This is a genomic window from Citromicrobium sp. JLT1363, from assembly GCF_000186705.1.
Taxonomy (GTDB): domain Bacteria; phylum Pseudomonadota; class Alphaproteobacteria; order Sphingomonadales; family Sphingomonadaceae; genus Alteriqipengyuania.
Genome location: NZ_AEUE01000006.1, coordinates 168,767 through 185,338, shown reverse-complemented (window position 1 = coordinate 185,338; position 16,572 = coordinate 168,767). Strand labels below are relative to the sequence as shown.

Here is a 16,572-nt window from a genome sequence, read left to right as displayed (position 1 = left end):
CCGCTAGCATGGGGGGTCGCAAATGCAAACGTACAGGTTGAAGCCGCATCCAACCACACCGGCGCTGGAGGTCGATGGCATCTCGGTCACGATGATGCGTCTGATGGGTGGGGAACTGCTGCTGCGCTATCGCATCAGCCAGGCTGCCAAGGTGGTGGTCCCGCGCGGGTTCGCGCACCGCAGCCAGGAAGACCTGTGGCGGCACACCTGCCTTGAATTCTTCCTCTATGACCAGAACGGGCGCTACCGCGAATTCAACTTCGCTCCGGCGGGAGACTGGGCGGCGTACGAATTCGCCTCCTATCGGAAGAAAACCGGCGACTATGTCCCGGAAACCCCGCCGCAGATCGATTTCCAGCGCGGGCCGAGCGTCATTACGGCAACCGTGCGGCTGCCCGCTCGCCTGCTCGACGGCGCGCGTTCCGCCTCGATCTGCGCGGTGATCGAGGAAGAGGGGGACCACCATTCGCTATGGTCGATCGCCCACCGCCGGGACGAGCCAGATTTCCACGACCCCATGAGCTTCGCCATCCGCTTCGGGAGCACTGCTCCCCCCAAACCAAAGCAGGCACTTCAACACGCATGAATTTCGGAATCGACCGGCTTCTTTCGGAACCGGGACTGCGTACTCCCCTCGAAGGCAAACGGGTCGCGCTGGTTGCTCACCCGGCGTCGGTCACGCGCAATCTGGAGCACAGCCTCGACGCGCTGATCGCTGCGGGCTTGAACGTGTCCAGCGCATTCGGCCCCCAGCACGGGCTGAAGGGCGACAAGCAGGATAACATGGTGGAGACGGCGGACGAGACCGATCCCACCTACAACATCCCTGTCTTCAGCCTTTACGGCGAGGTCCGCCGCCCAACCGGCCAGATGATGTCGAGCGCTGACGTGTTCCTGTTCGATCTGCAGGATCTGGGCTGCCGCATCTACACCTTCGTCACCACGCTGCTTTATCTGCTGGAAGAGGCCGCGAAGGCGGGCAAGAGCGTGTGGGTGCTGGACCGGCCCAATCCTGCCGGGCGCCCGTTCGAAGGAACGCTACTGATCCCCGGACAGGAAAGCTTCGTTGGCGCCGGCCCGATGCCGATGCGCCATGGCCTGACCATGGGTGAGATGGGCCACTGGTTCATCGACCACTTCGGGCTCGTTGTCGATTACCGGGTCATCGCTATGGAAGGCTGGCAGCCGGACGGGCCCGGGAAGGGCTGGCCGCAGGATCGCATCTGGATCAACCCCAGCCCCAATGCCGCCAACGTGAACATGGCGCGCGCCTATGCCGGCACCGTGATGCTGGAAGGCACGACCCTTTCGGAAGGGCGCGGCACCACGCGCCCGCTGGAGGTGCTGTTCGGCGCACCCGACATTGATGCAAAGGCCGTGCTGGCCGAGATGGAGCGTATCGCGCCGAGCTGGCTGCAGGGCTGCGCCTTGCGCGAATGCTGGTTCGAACCGACCTTCCACAAGCATGCCGGGCAGCTTTGCCACGGCCTGATGATCCATGCCGAAGGCCCCTTCTACGATCACGCACAGTTCCGCCCCTGGCGGCTTCAGGCGCTGGCCTTCAAGGCGATCCGCTCGCTCTATCCGGACTACGAAATCTGGCGGGATTTCCCCTACGAGTACGAGCTGGACCGCCTGGCGATAGACGTGATCAACGGCGGACCGGGGCTGCGCGAATGGGTCGACGATCCCGCAGCGTCACCGATCGATCTCGATCGCATGGCCACCAATGACGAGACCGAGTGGCGCGACGCGGTGGAGCCGCACCTGCTCTACTGATCGGGCCGCCTGATCGGCTGCACCAGCGCGACAAGCACGAAGCTGATGATCATCAGCAGGTACCAGCTGCCGAACTTGGCGAGATGGACCGGCCGCCACACCTGCTCCTGCCCGGGGTAGGACCACGCGCGGGCGAACGTGCCGATGTTCTCGGCAAACCAGATGAACAGCGCGACGAGGCCGAAGCCCAGCAGCACCGGCATCCAGCGGTGGACGCGAAAATTGCGGAAGTGGACGCTGGTGCGCCAGAAGATCAGCGCGGTCGCGCCGAACAGCAGCCAGCGCAGGTCCAGCCAGTAGTGGTGGAGGAAGAAGTTGGCGTAGACCCCGACCGCCAGCAGCCACGTGGCCCAGCGCGGCGGGTAGTGCGCGAAACGGAAGTCGAAGATCCGCCAGACACGCGCGATATAGCTACCGACCGCGGCATACATGAAGCCGGAGAACAGCGGCACGCCCGCGATCCTGAGCAGCGAAGGCTCAGGATAGACCCACGACCCGGCATAGGTCTTGAAGATCTCCATCACCGTGCCGACCACGTGAAAGATCAGGATCACCTTCGCCTCGTCCCACGTCTCCAGCCGGAAGGCGAGCATGCCGAGCTGGATCGAAAGCGCGGCCAGCGTCAGGAAATCGTAACGCGCGAGGGGGGCGTCATCCGGATAGAGAAAATGCGTCGCCAGCAGCAGCGCGAGAAGAAGGCCGCCGAACAGGCAGGCCCATCCCTGCTTGAAGCCGAACAGCAGGAATTCATAGATCCAGAGTCGCCAGCCGCTGCCGGGGTCAAACGCCTCGAGGCGCTGGCGGATTTGCTGGAAGCGGCTCGCGCCGCGCTGCCTACCCACCCACCAGTACCGGTGTGAACAGGGCGATGTAGGCAAGGAATGCGATCAGGATCGCAGGGACCAAGGTTTGATGAAACGCCGGGCGCCCGATGAAGGCAAGCAGCATGAACAGCGCCAGGAAGACAGCATGGAAGAGAAGGTCCATCGCAGGCAGAATCGCGCCGTCGACGATATAGGCGCGCAGGGGACTTGAGAGCACGTACACGATTGCGATGCCGTAGATCGCGCCACGTTCCCTGAAATAGTGGTCACGCAGGTCGATCTGCTGTTCGTATTCCGTACGCGGAAAGACGACGGCTGCCAGCATGTAGATGATGACCGCCTGCAGCAGGATCATGCCGAAGCCGAGGAAGTGCCAGTCTTGCCGGTCGACGAGACCGAAGCTCTCCCACCAGTTCTGCGCAACGATCAGAAGGACGAGAACCGACCAGGTGAGGACTGGCGCGAACAGCCGCGCTTTCGCGCGGGTCAGGATGAGGTCCCGATAACCCAGCAGAACCTGCTGGACCGCGAGGCCCAGTATGATCGAGGTGAGAACGGCAAGGTAGGGAAAGGCCTCGCTACTGGGGTCCATTCAGCCTCTCACCAAACTCAGCGGCGCGCGCGGCTCAGTTGCCGTCGGCGCGCTTGAGCACCACCGGCCCGCCTTCGGGCACCGGGCGCAGATCGTCCGTATCGTCGGCCATCACTAGTACGTCGCAGCCGTCCACGTTGCGGTCGACCGCCTTGTACAGCATCGGCTCGGGCGTATCGCTCTCGTGCTTCTCGAGAGGTGGGCGGCCACTGGCCTCGCGCGCATGTTCGATCGTATCGCTGCAGGTCGCACGGCGAACGAAATCGTCGAGATCGCCCGAAGGGAGACGGGCGGGGCGGCTATAGCCCGGCATATCGAGGGGCAGCGCCTGAGCACTATCCGGCGTGTCCGGCGCAGCTTGTACGGGCCCGAAGCCCATGACGAAAGGTACGACGAGAACGATCGCTATCCGCACAAAGTGTCTCCTCTGACGCGCAACATAACCTACCCGTGCTTGCGGCTCAATTCGCGCATGGCATCGTCCAGCCCGTCGAGCGTCAGCGGGTACATGCGATCATCGACCAGCTGCTTCATGATGCTGGTCGACTGCGAGTAATTCCACTGCCGTTCGGGAATGGGGTTGAGCCATACGGTCGCGGGGTAGGTGTTGGTCATCCGCTGCATCCAGGTGGCGCCCGCTTCCTCGTTCATGTGCTCCACGCTGCCGCCCTGATGCGTGATCTCGTAGGGGCTCATCGCGGCATCGCCGACGAACACGACCTTGTAGTCGTGGCCGTACTTGTGGAGGATGTCCCAGGTCTTGGTACGCTCCTGCCAGCGGCGGCGGTTGTCCTTCCACACGCCTTCGTAGAGGCAGTTGTGGAAGTAGAAGAATTCGAGGTTCTTGAACTCGGATGTTGCCGCGCTGAACAGCTCCTCGGTCACCTTGATGAACGGGTCCATCGATCCGCCCACGTCGAGGAACAGCAGCAGCTTCACCGCATTGCGCCGCTCGGGCCGCATGTGGATGTCGAGCCAGCCCTGCTTGGCGGTGCCGCGGATCGTGCGGTCGATATCCAGCTCGTCCGCCGCGCCTTCGCGCGCGAAACGGCGCAGGCGGCGCAGGGCCATCTTGATGTTGCGGGTGCCCAGTTCCTTGGTGTTGTCGAGGTTCTTGAACTCGCGCTTTTCCCACACCTTCACCGCGCGCTTGTTCTTGCTCTCGCCGCCGATACGCACGCCTTCGGGATGGTAGCCGGAGTGGCCGAAGGGCGAGGTGCCGCCCGTGCCGATCCATTTGTTGCCGCCCTCGTGCCGCTCCTTCTGCTCCTCGAGCCGCTTCTTGAGCGTGTCCATGAGTTCGTCCCACGAACCCATCTTCTCGATCTCGGCCATCTCTTCTTCGGAGAGGAACTTCTCCGCCACGGCCTTCAGCCAGTCTTCCGGAATGTCGACCGGGTTCTGACCGTAATCGGTCATCACGCCCTTGAAGACCTTGGAGAACACCTGATCGAACCGGTCGAGAAGCCCCTCGTCCTTCACGAAGGTGGCGCGGGCAAGGTAGTAGAACGCTTCGGGGGTCTGCTCGATCACATCCCTGTCGAGCGCCTCCAGAAGTGTCAGGTGCTCCTTGAAGCTGGCGGAAATCCCGGCCGCGCGCAGCTCGTCGACGAAATTGAAAAACACTTCGAACAGCTCCTTAAACGGACCGAATGCCTAGGGCGAAGGCGGCAAAGGGGCAACAGTGCCTGCCTCCATTGATGGCCTTGTACCAAATAGCCGTTGAACCGAATCGCCCGCAGGTACAGGTTAACGCACATGGTTAAGGGGTTTTTTACCATATTGTGCCTGGGGCTCGTGCTTGGCGCGGCCTTCCTTCTCTTCATGCCGGAGGGGAGCGCATCGGACCGCGCGGCAAGGGTGATCGCGGACGAGAATATCGTCTTCGTATCGCAGCCCGTGGTGCAGGAAGTGCCCCCGTCGCCGGTTCCCGCAGCCACCGCGACCAGGGTTGGCGGCGCCACTCTGCCCCCTTCCGTGGACGCCGTGCTCAGATCGGGCGTGCTGATCGTCATCAGCAAGGGCTCCCAGCAGATGTACGTCTTCAAGGACGGCGACTTGTGGGACAGTTCGCCGGTATCCACCGGCAAGCCTGGCAAGGAGACCCCTTCGGGTGTTTTCCCGATTCTGCAGAAGCGGGTTCATCACCGGTCCAACATCTATTCCAATGCGCCCATGCCGCACATGCAGCGGCTGACCTGGGACGGTATTGCGATCCACGCGGGCCGTTTGCCCGGCTATGCCGCATCGCACGGCTGCATCAGGCTTCCGAAAGACTTCGCGCGCTCGCTCTACCAGCTCACCGGTAAGGACACCACGACGGTGGTCGTGGTCGACCAGCCGCTCGCAGTGGCGGGACAGGCCAGACGGATGGCGCTTGCCATGCCGACGCCGCGCCCGGGCGAGCGCGGGCACCTGGTCCAGCGCGCCGAGCCCAGGCTGGCGGATTTGGGCATGCCCGCCGCGGACGAACCATCGTTCACCGAACCGCAGCCGCAAGTGGCGCAGGCCGAGCCCGCACCGCGCGAGACCGCGCGCCCTGTGACTGCCGAAAGCGCAGAGCCCTCCGCCGCTCCGGTCGACCTGCTTGAGCAGACCAACAAGCCCGTGCGCGGGCAGACCATCCAGCTGGCGGCAAAGGGCAGCTTCGACGAGGCAGAAGCCTATTGGTCGCGGATCACGACGCGCTTTCCCGAGCTGGAGGGCTATCAGAAAACGATTACCCCGGCCGTGGTGCGATCGAAGCAGTATTACCGGCTGCGCGCCACCGGGCCGGATGCGCGCGCCGTCTGCAGCACGATGAAGCAATCGGGCGCTGACTGCTTCCCGGTGAGCTAGCTAGCCGAAGCCTGGGGCGCGGCTGCGATACCGACGGCGAAAAGCACGGGCCGATTGCTTACTCGGTGGTGTTCAGCGTGATCTCCGACCCGTCATCGGTTCGCGCCACGGACGCCTGGACGACCCCGTCTTCAAGTGTCCGGATCATCTGTGCGAAGCCGGGCGTGCTCTCGAACCCGGCGTAGAACTCGGTGCGCATGCCATTCCCTATTGAGAGAACGACGGGCGGCGAAGTGGCTTCCTCCAGCGAGATCGCGGTTTCGCCTACCTGGGAAACCGTTCCTGAATCGCCGAAAACGATCGTGCGCGGATCGCCGCTCTCGGCGTCGCGGTAGAACATGCGCCCTGGTCTGGACTGACGATCGCGGCACAGGCGTGGGGTATCCTGCGGGGCGATGGCGCCCTCCACCTCATCCTCCGCCGTCTCGTCATAGGAAAGCGATACGACGGCGGTTGCGATGATCCAGTCGGCCATTGCGAGCTTGCGCCGGGCGACCTCGCCACGTGGGGAGATGCGTTCGCATTCGGTGATCCGATAGGCGGGCGGAGCCGTTCTTCCGGGTGGGTCCACCGGAAGCCCCGCGGCGAGCATCCTGAGGCGCCGGTCCAGTGTTTCGGCGTCGGTCCTCTTCGATGACAGGCGTATTTTGACCAGCCAGTTTCCGGTCCGGAAAAGCGCGAGCCCTGTCGACCGGTAATCTCCCACCACCGAAAAGGTCGCTGCGACACCGCTCGCCTGCCCGATCGCCGCATCGCCGAAAGTGGAAAAAATGGCGCTGTCCGCCGCGATCGAGCCCAGCTGATCGTTCGTGGACATGGCGGCGATCGCTGCATCCGCCATCATCGAAACGTCGTAGCTGCCCGACCGATAGACGTAGATCGAGAGGATCTCACTATCGTCGGGGGAGAAATAGCTCGTCCCTATATTGTTCTCGCCTGCCAGAAAGCTGGTGATCCGGTCACGTGCAAGATCGTTGAGCCGCGCAGGAAGACGCACCCCGGTGGGCGCATGCACCCAGTCTTGCGCCGGATCGACGTCCAGTACCTCCGGCTCTGCACGGGCCGGAGAAGTGCTGGCCAGTACTGCGGCAACGATTATGAGCGAACGATACATAAGCCCCCCTTATCGAAGGGAGCTTACGCAACGCCAGCAAGGCTGCCTAGGGGCAGTTCGCCCCGTTCGGTTGGCCCTACTGCTGACGGCGGCTCATGAAGGCGAGCCGTTCGAACAGCATCACGTCCTGCTCGTTCTTCAGCAGGGCGCCGTGCATCGGCGGGATGGCCTTGTTGGGGTTGGCATCCTGCAGCACCTCGACCGGCATGTCCTCGTTCAGCAGCAGCTTCAGCCAGTCGAGCAGTTCGCTGGTGCTGGGCTTCTTCTTCAGGCCCGGGACCTCGCGGATATCGTAGAAGATTTCCATCGCCTTGGTGACGAGCTGCTTCTGGATATCCGGGAAGTGAACGTCGATGATCTCGCGCATCGTCTCGCGGTCGGGGAAGGCGATGTAGTGGAAGAAGCAGCGGCGGAGGAAGGCGTCGGGCAGTTCCTTCTCGTTGTTCGAGGTGATGACCACGATCGGGCGTTCCTTCGCCTCGATCCGCTGCTGCGTTTCGTAGACGTCGAAGCTCATCCGGTCGAGCTCCTGCAGCAGGTCGTTGGGGAACTCGATATCCGCCTTGTCGATCTCGTCGATCAGCAGCACGGGCAGCTCGGGGCTTTCGAACGCCTCCCACAGCTTGCCCTTCTTGATGTAGTTCGAAATGTCGTGAACCCGCTCGTCACCCAGCTGGCCATCGCGCAGACGGGCGACCGCGTCGTATTCGTACAGGCCCTGATGCGCCTTGGTGGTGGACTTTACATTCCACTCGATCAGCGGAGCGTCCACCGCCTTGGCGATCTCGTGCGCCAGCACGGTCTTGCCGGTGCCAGGCTCACCCTTGACCAGCAGCGGGCGGCGCAGCGTCACCGCCGCGTTGACCGCCACCTTCAGGTCTTCGGTGGCGATGTAGTCTTTCGTACCTTCGAAACGCTCGATCATGCGCGGGCCCTTGCAAGTTTCCAGTCCTGTTTCGAAACCTGCTAAAGGCCCGCAGGCGGCGCTGCAAGGGGTGCGGCCTATTCCGCCAGCGCGAGGATGCGCTTGGCGATCATCATCAGCGTAGAGGTATCGACCTCGCTCGTCGGGTCCATGTGGCTGACCGCGAGCATGTGCCATTGCCCGGCATCGTCACGCAGCAACCACGACAGATTGAGGACGCCCGGCTCCGATCCACCCTTGTAGCCGACATAGCTCCATTCGGCTTCCTCGGCATCGGTAAGCGATGTGGTTACGGCCATGATCTCGCGCGCGGTTTCGCCGGGCAGCTCTGCAAGTACGCGCATCAGCCGTCGCTCGTCCTGCATGCTGGCATACCATTCGATATCCTCGATCAGGACCGGCCTGCCGGAGCTGAATACTTCCAGCACGCGCTTCTCGTTCACCTCTTCGCTATCCAGCGATGCGAGAATTGCGCGGCGCCGGGCCTGGTCCGCGCTGGCGTAGGCCTCTCCCTGTTCGCTTGCCTTGAGGACGAACATTTGCCGCGTGGTGAGGAAGGGGAAGGATTTCTCCGGGTTGGCGTGCCCGCTCATGCGCATTTCCGCTTCAACCGCCTCGTGCCCAACAGCGCGCATCACAAGGTCCGTCGCGGTGTTGTCGCTGATCGAGATCATCAGCGTGGCTGCGGTGTGCAGCGTCACCGGTGCGCCGTCGGGCCAGCTCTGCATGATGCCGCTGGGGAAGCTCTTGGCATCCAGGATGAGCACATCGTCCCACGCCAGGCGCCCGTCGCCGACCGCGCGTGATGCCGCCGCGAGAACGTAGAGCTTGAAGGTGGAGCCCAGCGGGAATTGCCGGGTGGCATCGCCATATGTGAAAACCGGATCGCCATCGAGCGGGCCGAACCAGGCCGCCTTGACGCCCGACAGCGCTTCGATGTCGGCGGTAATGCTCTGCGCATCGTCATTGATCGGCACGATATCGCGCAGCAGCAAACCGTCGACCTTGTAGGGGGCTTCAGCCTCCAGCGTCAGCGGCCCGCTGGCGAGCGCCCTTTCGAACCGCAGGGTGACTGTCACGCTGGTCGCATTGACAGGCTCGATCGATTCCACCCCGACGGCCGCTCCGAACTGCGACGTGAGCTGCTGGCTGATCTGCGCGAACTGCTCTGCTGGAACCTGTGCCAGGAACCTCTCGGAAAGCACGTCTTGTGCCTCAAGCTCGCCATTGATGAGCGCGACGATGTGATCGCCGCGGGCTTCGAACCTGCTCTCGGTCCCGGTTACCTGGGCATCGGGCGCCTGCGCCAGCGCAGGAGGCGCGGCCGAAGTGGCCAAGGCGATGGCAAAAAGGGCTTGGCGAATCATGGATTTCTCCCTCGGATTCCAGATGTGTTAGGTGCGTGATACGCCCTGGGCCAAGCTTTGTCGGAACTTCCCTGCCGCGCCATGCGAAGTATAGCGGGCGCAACAGGAGACGAATGATGCCGACCGAACAGATCACCATCGAAACAGCGCGCGGCTACGAACTGGCGGGATCGCTCGAACTGCCGACCGGGCTGGTGCGCGGTGCCGCGCTGTTCGCACACTGCTTCACCTGCACGAAGCAGAGCAAGGCGGCGGTTGAGGTGACGCGCGCGCTGGCGCGGCAGGGGATTGCGTGCCTGCGGTTCGACTTTACCGGGCTGGGCGGAAGCGGCGGCGATTTCGGCCGCGCGGGCTTCGCCAGCGATGTCGAGGATCTGGTCGTCTCGGCCAATCATCTTTGCGAACGGTTCGGGGGGCAAATCCTGCTGATCGGCCACAGTCTCGGTGGCGCGGCGGTGCTGGCAGCGGCCGACATGATCGGGCGTGACCGGGTAGCGGCCATCGCCACCATCGGCGCCCCGGCGGACGTTCCGCACGTGCTCGGCAACATCAAGGGCGATCTCGATGCGATCGAGCGCGATGGATCGGGCGAGGTGACAATCGGCGGGCGCGCGTTTCATCTGAGCCGCGAATTCCTCGACAAGACGCGGGCGATCGACCTGCCTGCGGAAGTCGCGCGCCTGAAGCTGCCGATCCTGATCGCCCATTCGCCGACCGACGGCACCGTGGGTATCGAGAACGCGTCCCAGCTGTTCGAAGCGGCCCGCCACCCAAAGAGCTTCATCAGCCTCGCCGGGGCGGATCATCTCCTCACCAAGGCAGAAGACGCGCATTTCATCGCCGACATGATCGCCGCCTGGGGCGCACGCTACATCCCGATGCGGCAGGACTGGCCGATGCCCGAAAAAGGCGTGGTCGTGTGCAGCGGCAACGGGAAGTTCGGCACGGAGGTCCACACGCCCTCGCACCGCTTCGTCGCGGATGAGCCGAGAAGCTACGGGGGGGACGATACCGGGCCCACGCCCTACGACCTGCTGCTCGCCGCGCTGGGCACCTGCACCGCGATGACGATGAAGATGTACGCGGACCGAAAGGGTCTGCCCTTCGAGGGCGCGCGGGTGGCGGTGACGCACGAACGCGATCACGGGAAGGACTGCGACCATTGCGAGGACGAGGGTAGCCAGGTCCAGGCGCTGCACCGCACGATCACGCTTCTGGGCGATGACCTTTCCGCCGAACAGCGCGACAGGCTGATCGAGATTGCGGACAAGTGCCCGGTGCACAGGACGCTCGAAGGGCATCTGCATATCCATACCGTGCACGAAGACTAGGGCGGGGCGAGGCGTCACGCTGCCTCCAGTTCGTCGGCCTGACGCCGGAGGCTGCGCGCGGCGCGCTGGTTGAGCCACATGACGAAGCCGAAGAAGGCCAGCGTCGCGCCGAAGGGCGGGCCCATCTCGACCAGGATGTCCCACGCGTCGACCTTGCCGATCGCCTTGAATGCGACCGTTCCGTAGACACCCAGCACGCCGGGCAGAAGAGGCCCGATATACCACAAGGGCACCGTGCGCAGTGCCTCCGCCTGGCGACGATATTGCGCCACCAGGTGGCTGCGACAATCCTCTTCCGGACGGCGGCGCTGCAGCGATGCGCGCCGGTACTGGTTCCACAGGACCCACAGCGTGCCGAGAGCCATCAGCACCATGGCGCCCGCCATCATCGGCTCGCCGATCGCAACGAACATGACGAAGGCGGGAACCTCGAGGCAGAGCAGCAGGGCGCCTGCTGCATATTCGATGAGGTTGCGCCGGCGCACCTGGCGCTCGAACCTGCTGGTCCGGTGCACCAGTTCCTCCGGCCTGGTGAAGGTCCCGGCAGCGTCCTCGGCCTGCCAGATGTGCTTGAGATCATCGGTCATGGTCGACCTCCGGAAGTTCGAAATGGGCGGCGAGTTTGTTCCTCAGCCGCGAAAGGCGGGTGGCGACGGCGCCGCTGGTAAGCCCCGTAACGTCCGCGATCTCCGCCCCCGAATGGCCTTCGAGCCACAGCAGGATGACCTGCGCGTCGAGCAGGGGGAGTGTGCGGATTATCGCGTGGAGCCGGGCGAGGGCATGAGCATCCGCCGCCGCCTTCTCCGCGCTGCCGGGTTCAGGCAGCGTCTCGATCTCCTCGATATCCACGGTCGCCGGCTTGCGGCTGTCGCGCCCGACATGATCCGCGGCGACATTATGCGCGACGCGGAATACCCACGTCTTGAGCGCGCAGTTGCCGTCGAACCGCGCAAAGCTGCGCCACAGTTCGAGGTGGATGTCCTGTTCCAGATCGCGCGCCTTGTCGGCATCGCGTTCCATCGCGCGGGCAAGCCGGGCGATTGCGGGAGCAAACTGCTCGCCGGCCTGGGTGTAAAGAGTGGCCTGTTGCCCGGTCATGCCCCTTTAGTCGCCGAGCGAGGAGGTTCCTTACAGGGAATCGCGAGATTTTCCGGATCTTCCGGTTCGCGTGTCCGCAGGAAGCGGTTTAGTCGGGCACCCATTCCACGCAAACGCCATCGCGTTCCAATGTGGGGTCGTCGACCAGACGCCAGCCGACCCGGTCTTTCCACGCTGGGGTTTCGTGCCAGTCGGGTCGCTTTTCCCAATCCAGCCGCTGGCGCCAGGGGCGGTCATGATAGCCCATCAGGAACGCGCGCAGGTCCGCCCGTCCCGTACATGAATCGAACACATCGCTATGGCGCCAGACGTCCGAATCCGGCCCCGGGCTTCTGGATGTGTCGATGATCCAGAAGTTGTCCCTCTGCCGCGTGGCATGACAGTCGTCGCTCTGTGGCTTCGGGACGTCGCGATCCTGGTAGTCTACCGAATACTTGCATTCGGTACTGCCCAGGCGCGCGTAGCCGTGAGCCATGCGGGACAGCTGGATCGGGCGATCCTGCCCCGAAGTATAGACAACGATATCCCGCCGTTCGCCCGCGCCGCCTTCCGGTCTGCCGAAGGCGAGCAGGCTGTCGATCTCGCCGCCGTCGCGTAGCACGCGGTGCCGGTCCATATCGGGCGAAGCCATGACCAGTCGCTTCACGTGCCGCGCCAGATCGGGCCGACGCGCATCGAGATCCAGGACGCCCTGGACCAGCGCGCGTGCGCCCATGCTGTGAGAGACGATCGTGATGTCGGTCGCGACCTCCGCAAGGTCGGTAATGATCCGGCTGTTGTATTGCTGAGCCCAGCCGATGCTTGCCTCATCGAACACATAACCCTGGCCGTTCGCTCGCGAGGGCCAGGACAAAAGCACGGTGGGGACCGTATAGCGGTAGGAGCGCCGCACCTTTTCCGCTGTTTCCAGAGCCTCGTCGTAGCTGTTGTTGTAGCCGTGAATATAGATCACGAGCTTCCCGGCACTGCCGCCTTCGGCCGAAACGGCGCTGCGGATGGCGGCAAGCCATCTGTCCTTTTCTTCGACACGGCGAGTGATGCTGGTCATGGCCGGAGAATCATCCGGCCCGGTCAGTTTCGCCTTGGCAAAAACAGCGCCCCGATGGCTGCGATAAGTGGAAAAACTCATGCCTTGCGCGCGGCAATCGGGCAAACTGGTCGACATCACGAATATGTCGGCGGGATCAGGCCCCTCCGCAAACGGAAGCGATGGACAATCGCTCGTCGGGGTTTGCCACAAGGCAGGGTCAGGCGCGGGAATGCCGCAAGCGCCCAATGCGAGTACGAAAACCGCAAGCAGCAAACGGCCCCCGAAACGCTGCAAAGCACTCTCTCCCGAAAGTAGATGCGCCCAGTGGCGAGGTTTAAACCATGTAAGGCCAGCCTGCCATACGCAAAGTCTCAGGCATCGATCAGCTCGCGATCCAGTTCGCCCGCCTTGTTCTGGATGAACTGGTAGCGGTGTTCGGGATTGCGGCCCATCAGCTGGCCGACGAGTTCCTTCACCGCCGCGCGGTCCTCGAACTCGGGGGGCAGGGTGATGCGGATAAGGCTGCGGCTGTCGGGGTGCATCGTGGTCTCGCGCAGCTGCGCGGGGTTCATTTCGCCCAGGCCCTTGAAGCGCGAAATCTCGATTTTCTTGCCCTTGAAGACGGTCTCTTCCAGTTCGCGCCGGTGTTCCTCGTCGCGCGCATACCGGCTCTCCTTGCCGGAGGTCAGCCGGTAGAGCGGCGGTTGGGCGAGGAACAGGTGCCCCTTGCGCACGAGGTCCGGCATTTCCTGGAAGAAGAACGTCATCAGCAGCGTCGCGATATGCGCGCCGTCGACGTCGGCATCGGTCATGATGACCACGCGGTCGTAGCGCAGCTGATCGGCGTCGCAGTCCTTGCGGACACCGCAGCCCAGCGCGAGGATCAGGTCCGCGATTTCGCTGTTGGCGCGGATCTTGTCCGCGCTGGCGCTGGCGACGTTGAGAATCTTGCCGCGGATCGGCAGGATCGCCTGCGTCTTGCGGTCGCGCGCCTGCTTGGCGCTGCCGCCGGCGGAATCGCCTTCGACGATGAACAGTTCGGTCTCTGCGCCCGTTTCCCCCGAACAGTCGGTCAGCTTGCCGGGCAGGCGCAGCTTCTTGGCGTTGGTCGCGGTCTTGCGCTTCACCTCGCGCTCTGCGCGGCGGCGCAGGCGTTCGTCCATGCGCTCCATCACCTCGCCGAGCAGCGCCTTGCCGCGCTCCATATTGTCGGTGAGGAAGTGGTCGAAATGGTCGCGCACCGCGTTCTCGACCAGCTTGGCGGCTTCGGGCGAGGTCAGCCGGTCCTTGGTCTGGCTCTGGAACTGCGGATCGCGGATGAAGACCGACAGCAGCACTTCGGCGCCGGTCATCACGTCGTCGGCGGAGATATCCTTGGCCTTCTTCTGGCCGACGAGATCGCCGAAGGCGCGCAAAGCCTTGGTCAGCGCGGACCGCAGGCCCTGTTCGTGCGTGCCGCCATCGGGGGTCGGCACGGTGTTGCAGTACCAGCTGGTCGCCCCTTCGGAGAACAGCGGCCAGGCGATCGCCCATTCGACCCGGCCCTGCGAGGTGCCGTTCTGCTCGGGGAAATCCTGGCTTCCGGCGAAGGGTTCTGCGGTGACGCACTCGCGGCCGTTGATCCGCTGCGCGAGGTGATCGGCCAGCCCGCCGGGGAACTTGAAGGTCTCCTCGGCAGGGATGTCTTCGCCCGCAAGGCTGTCGGCGCATTTCCAGCGGATTTCGACCCCGGCGAAGAGATAAGCCTTCGACCGGGCGAGCTGGAACAGCCGTTTGGCGCTGAACTGGCGCGAGCCGAAGATCTCCGGGTCGGGCGTGAAACTGACCGTCGTGCCGCGCCGGTTGGGCGTCGCGCCGATCTCTTCGATCGGGCCGAGCGTCTGGCCCTTGGAGAATTCCTGCGCGTAAAGCGTCTTGTCGCGCGCAACCTCGACCCGCGTGTGCTCCGACAGTGCGTTGACCACGCTGACGCCGACGCCGTGCAGGCCGCCGCTGGTCGCATAGGCCTTGCCCGAGAACTTCCCGCCCGAGTGGAGCTTCGACATGATGACTTCGAGCGTCGACATGCCCGGATATTTGGGGTGCTCGTCCACCGGCATGCCGCGTCCATTGTCCGCGATGCTCAGCCGGTTCCCTTCTTCCAGTTTGACCTCGATCCGGCTGGCATGGCCCGCCACCGCCTCGTCCATCGCATTGTCGAGGACTTCGGCGGCGAGGTGATGCAGCGCGCGGTCGTCCGTCCCGCCGATATACATGCCGGGGCGGCGGCGGACGGGCTCGAGCCCTTCGAGCACCTCGATAGAAGAGGAATCGTAATCGCCGCTGGAGGTCGGCGTACCATCGAACAGATCATCGGACATGGGCCCGAGTGTGGGCGCGAGCGCGCGCCTTCACAAGCCGCGCGCACGCCCTGTCCGCAGGTTTTGGCGGATCAGAAGCTGTCCGGCGCGGGCGAGACGACCACCACCTGGCCATCGCGCACCTCGCGCACCTCCAGCGTACGCTGGGCCGTGCCGTCGCTGCGGAAGCGGAAGGCCCCGTCCAGGCCGAGGAAACCGCCCGCACTGGTCAGCTCGCTGGTGGGGAAGGGCGTTCCCGGCCGCCAGCCATCGCCCGCCACCCGCAGGGCCAGCAGCACGCTGTCGTATCCCAGCGTCGCAATCCGGTAGGGCGAGCCGCCGAAGCGGTTGCGATAGCTTTCGGAGAACCGGCGATAGCGACTGTCCGACAAGGCGGAGAACATCGCGCCGCTCATCGCGCCGGCTGCGGGGATGGCGCTTTCGCCGCTCCACAGCTCGGTCCCGATCAGGCGCGGCGTTGTATCGCTACCCTCGCGCAAGGCGGCAGCGGCTGCGATGGCGAGCCGCGGGCTGTCCGCGATCATCACCGTATCGAACCCGCCGCGTGCACGCAGCCGCCGGGCGGCGCTTTCGGCAGACCCCTCGTTGCGCGAATAGCGTTCCGTGGCGACCAGACTGCCGCCGACACTGCGCAGCGCCTCGATCAGGGCAAGCTCCGCCTGACGGCCATATTCGCCGTCCGGCACCAGCGCGCCGTAATTGCGCGCGCCTTGCCCCCGCGCGAATTCGACCGTGCGGGCGACGGATTGCGAGGGAGAAAGACCCATCAGGAAGACCGAGGGTGATGCCACGCTGACATCGTTGGAAAAGGCGATCAGGGGAACGCCCGCCGGGCGCGCCTCTGCCAGCACATCTGCCACGTTGCGGCCGAGCAGCGGGCCCAGGATCAGCTGGTTGCCTTCCGCCACGGCGCGCCGCGCGGCGCCGCGCGGGTCCTCCGACGTATCGTAGGTCGTGATCCGCAGGTTCTGGGCGTTGGTATCGAGCAGCGCCATCGTGGTCGCATTGGCGATGGATTCGCCCACGCGCGCGTTGCCGCCGCTGGTCGGCACCAGCAGCGCCACGCGGTGGCGCGATTCATCCTGCGGCAGCGGCACCGGCCGGTCGCGCGGGATCGGCGGCGGAGTCCGCGAATCGCCGGTGACGGGGCCGGGCTGCGAACCTGGCTGCGAGGTCGGCGGCGGAGGCGTGCGCGCATCTCCACCCACATCCGGAATGATCTGGCAGCCTGCGAGCAGCAAGCCAGCCCCCAGAGCGACGATCAGGCGTCGGCAATGGGCGAGGTTGATCCTGGTGGGGCCCATCATGCTTGCG

16 protein-coding genes are annotated in these 16,572 nt (G+C 64.6%); 4 read left to right on the top strand and 12 right to left on the bottom strand.

Annotation, left to right across the window (positions count from 1 at the left end):
• Positions 1–37: 37 nt before the first annotated feature.
• Both ADAD_RS0110705 and ADAD_RS0110700 read left to right on the top strand, forming a co-directional pair.
• Positions 38–586 (top strand): DOMON-like domain-containing protein, encoded by a 549-nt coding sequence (locus ADAD_RS0110705; RefSeq protein WP_010413586.1) that lies wholly within the window; start codon positions 38–40, stop codon positions 584–586.
• The gene (locus tag ADAD_RS0110700; RefSeq protein WP_010413584.1) at positions 583–1,779 is read left to right on the top strand and encodes an exo-beta-N-acetylmuramidase NamZ family protein; all 1,197 of its coding nucleotides are present in this window, start codon (positions 583–585) and stop codon (positions 1,777–1,779) included. The genes ADAD_RS0110705 and ADAD_RS0110700 overlap by 4 nt, the downstream gene beginning before the upstream one ends.
• Here ADAD_RS0110700 and ADAD_RS0110695 read toward each other — a convergent pair.
• The 4 genes from ADAD_RS0110695 to ADAD_RS0110680 are packed head-to-tail and all read right to left on the bottom strand — an operon-like array spanning position 1,773 to position 4,821.
• Positions 1,773–2,621, bottom strand: coding sequence for a DUF817 domain-containing protein (locus ADAD_RS0110695; protein ID WP_010413582.1), 849 nt, complete (start codon positions 2,619–2,621; stop codon positions 1,773–1,775). The two genes, ADAD_RS0110700 and ADAD_RS0110695, sit on opposite strands and share 7 nt — an antisense overlap.
• Positions 2,614–3,195, bottom strand: coding sequence for a hypothetical protein (locus ADAD_RS0110690; protein ID WP_010413580.1), 582 nt, complete (start codon positions 3,193–3,195; stop codon positions 2,614–2,616). The genes ADAD_RS0110695 and ADAD_RS0110690 overlap by 8 nt, the downstream gene beginning before the upstream one ends.
• A 34-nt stretch (positions 3,196–3,229) precedes the next feature.
• Entirely contained in the window at positions 3,230–3,610 is a 381-nt protein-coding gene (locus ADAD_RS0110685) for a hypothetical protein (protein ID WP_033193318.1), read from the bottom strand.
• 29 nt (positions 3,611–3,639) lie between these two features.
• A complete protein-coding gene (locus tag ADAD_RS0110680) occupies positions 3,640–4,821 on the bottom strand; it encodes a vWA domain-containing protein (protein WP_010413576.1) in 1,182 nt (393 codons plus the stop codon).
• Positions 4,822–4,953: 132 nt separating this feature from the next.
• Here ADAD_RS0110680 and ADAD_RS0110675 point away from each other — a divergent pair, with 132 nt between their 5' ends.
• The gene (locus ADAD_RS0110675) at positions 4,954–6,033 is read left to right on the top strand and encodes a L,D-transpeptidase family protein (protein WP_083825608.1); all 1,080 of its coding nucleotides are present in this window, start codon (positions 4,954–4,956) and stop codon (positions 6,031–6,033) included.
• Between the two features lie 58 nt (positions 6,034–6,091).
• Here ADAD_RS0110675 and ADAD_RS0110670 read toward each other — a convergent pair whose 3' ends face one another.
• The 3 genes from ADAD_RS0110670 to ADAD_RS0110660 all read right to left on the bottom strand — a co-directional run bounded on the left by ADAD_RS0110670 (position 6,092) and on the right by ADAD_RS0110660 (position 9,439).
• Positions 6,092–7,147 carry a hypothetical protein gene (locus ADAD_RS0110670; RefSeq protein WP_010413567.1) on the bottom strand — a complete coding sequence of 352 codons (1,056 nt, stop codon included), beginning with the start codon at positions 7,145–7,147 and terminating at the stop codon, positions 6,092–6,094.
• A 76-nt stretch (positions 7,148–7,223) separates the two neighbouring features.
• Positions 7,224–8,072: an AAA family ATPase gene (locus ADAD_RS0110665; RefSeq protein WP_010413563.1), complete on the bottom strand. Its 849-nt coding sequence runs from the start codon at positions 8,070–8,072 to the stop codon at positions 7,224–7,226.
• Between the two features lie 77 nt (positions 8,073–8,149).
• Complete coding sequence (locus ADAD_RS0110660) at positions 8,150–9,439, bottom strand: serine hydrolase (RefSeq protein WP_010413562.1); 1,290 nt, start codon at positions 9,437–9,439, stop codon at positions 8,150–8,152.
• A 116-nt stretch (positions 9,440–9,555) separates the two neighbouring features.
• Here ADAD_RS0110660 and ADAD_RS0110655 point away from each other — a divergent pair, with 116 nt between their 5' ends.
• On the top strand, positions 9,556–10,770 hold the full coding sequence (locus ADAD_RS0110655; RefSeq protein WP_033193329.1) for a bifunctional alpha/beta hydrolase/OsmC family protein: 1,215 nt from the start codon (positions 9,556–9,558) through the stop codon (positions 10,768–10,770).
• 14 nt (positions 10,771–10,784) lie between these two features.
• Here the strand turns inward: ADAD_RS0110655 and ADAD_RS0110650 are convergent, their stop codons facing one another.
• The 5 genes from ADAD_RS0110650 to ADAD_RS0110630 all read right to left on the bottom strand — a co-directional run bounded on the left by ADAD_RS0110650 (position 10,785) and on the right by ADAD_RS0110630 (position 16,565).
• The gene (locus ADAD_RS0110650; RefSeq protein ID WP_010413560.1) at positions 10,785–11,357 is read right to left on the bottom strand and encodes a hypothetical protein; all 573 of its coding nucleotides are present in this window, start codon (positions 11,355–11,357) and stop codon (positions 10,785–10,787) included.
• Entirely contained in the window at positions 11,347–11,868 is a 522-nt protein-coding gene (locus ADAD_RS0110645) for an RNA polymerase sigma factor (RefSeq protein ID WP_029140076.1), read from the bottom strand. The genes ADAD_RS0110650 and ADAD_RS0110645 overlap by 11 nt, the downstream gene beginning before the upstream one ends.
• A gap of 88 nt (positions 11,869–11,956) precedes the next feature.
• Positions 11,957–13,033, bottom strand: coding sequence for an alpha/beta hydrolase (locus ADAD_RS0110640; RefSeq protein ID WP_083825607.1), 1,077 nt, complete (start codon positions 13,031–13,033; stop codon positions 11,957–11,959).
• A 236-nt stretch (positions 13,034–13,269) separates the two neighbouring features.
• Entirely contained in the window at positions 13,270–15,258 is a 1,989-nt protein-coding gene (gene parE, locus ADAD_RS0110635; RefSeq protein WP_010413557.1) for a DNA topoisomerase IV subunit B, read from the bottom strand.
• A gap of 71 nt (positions 15,259–15,329) precedes the next feature.
• On the bottom strand, positions 15,330–16,565 hold the full coding sequence (locus ADAD_RS0110630) for a penicillin-binding protein activator (RefSeq protein ID WP_010413549.1): 1,236 nt from the start codon (positions 16,563–16,565) through the stop codon (positions 15,330–15,332).
• Between the last annotated feature and the right edge of the window lie 7 nt (positions 16,566–16,572).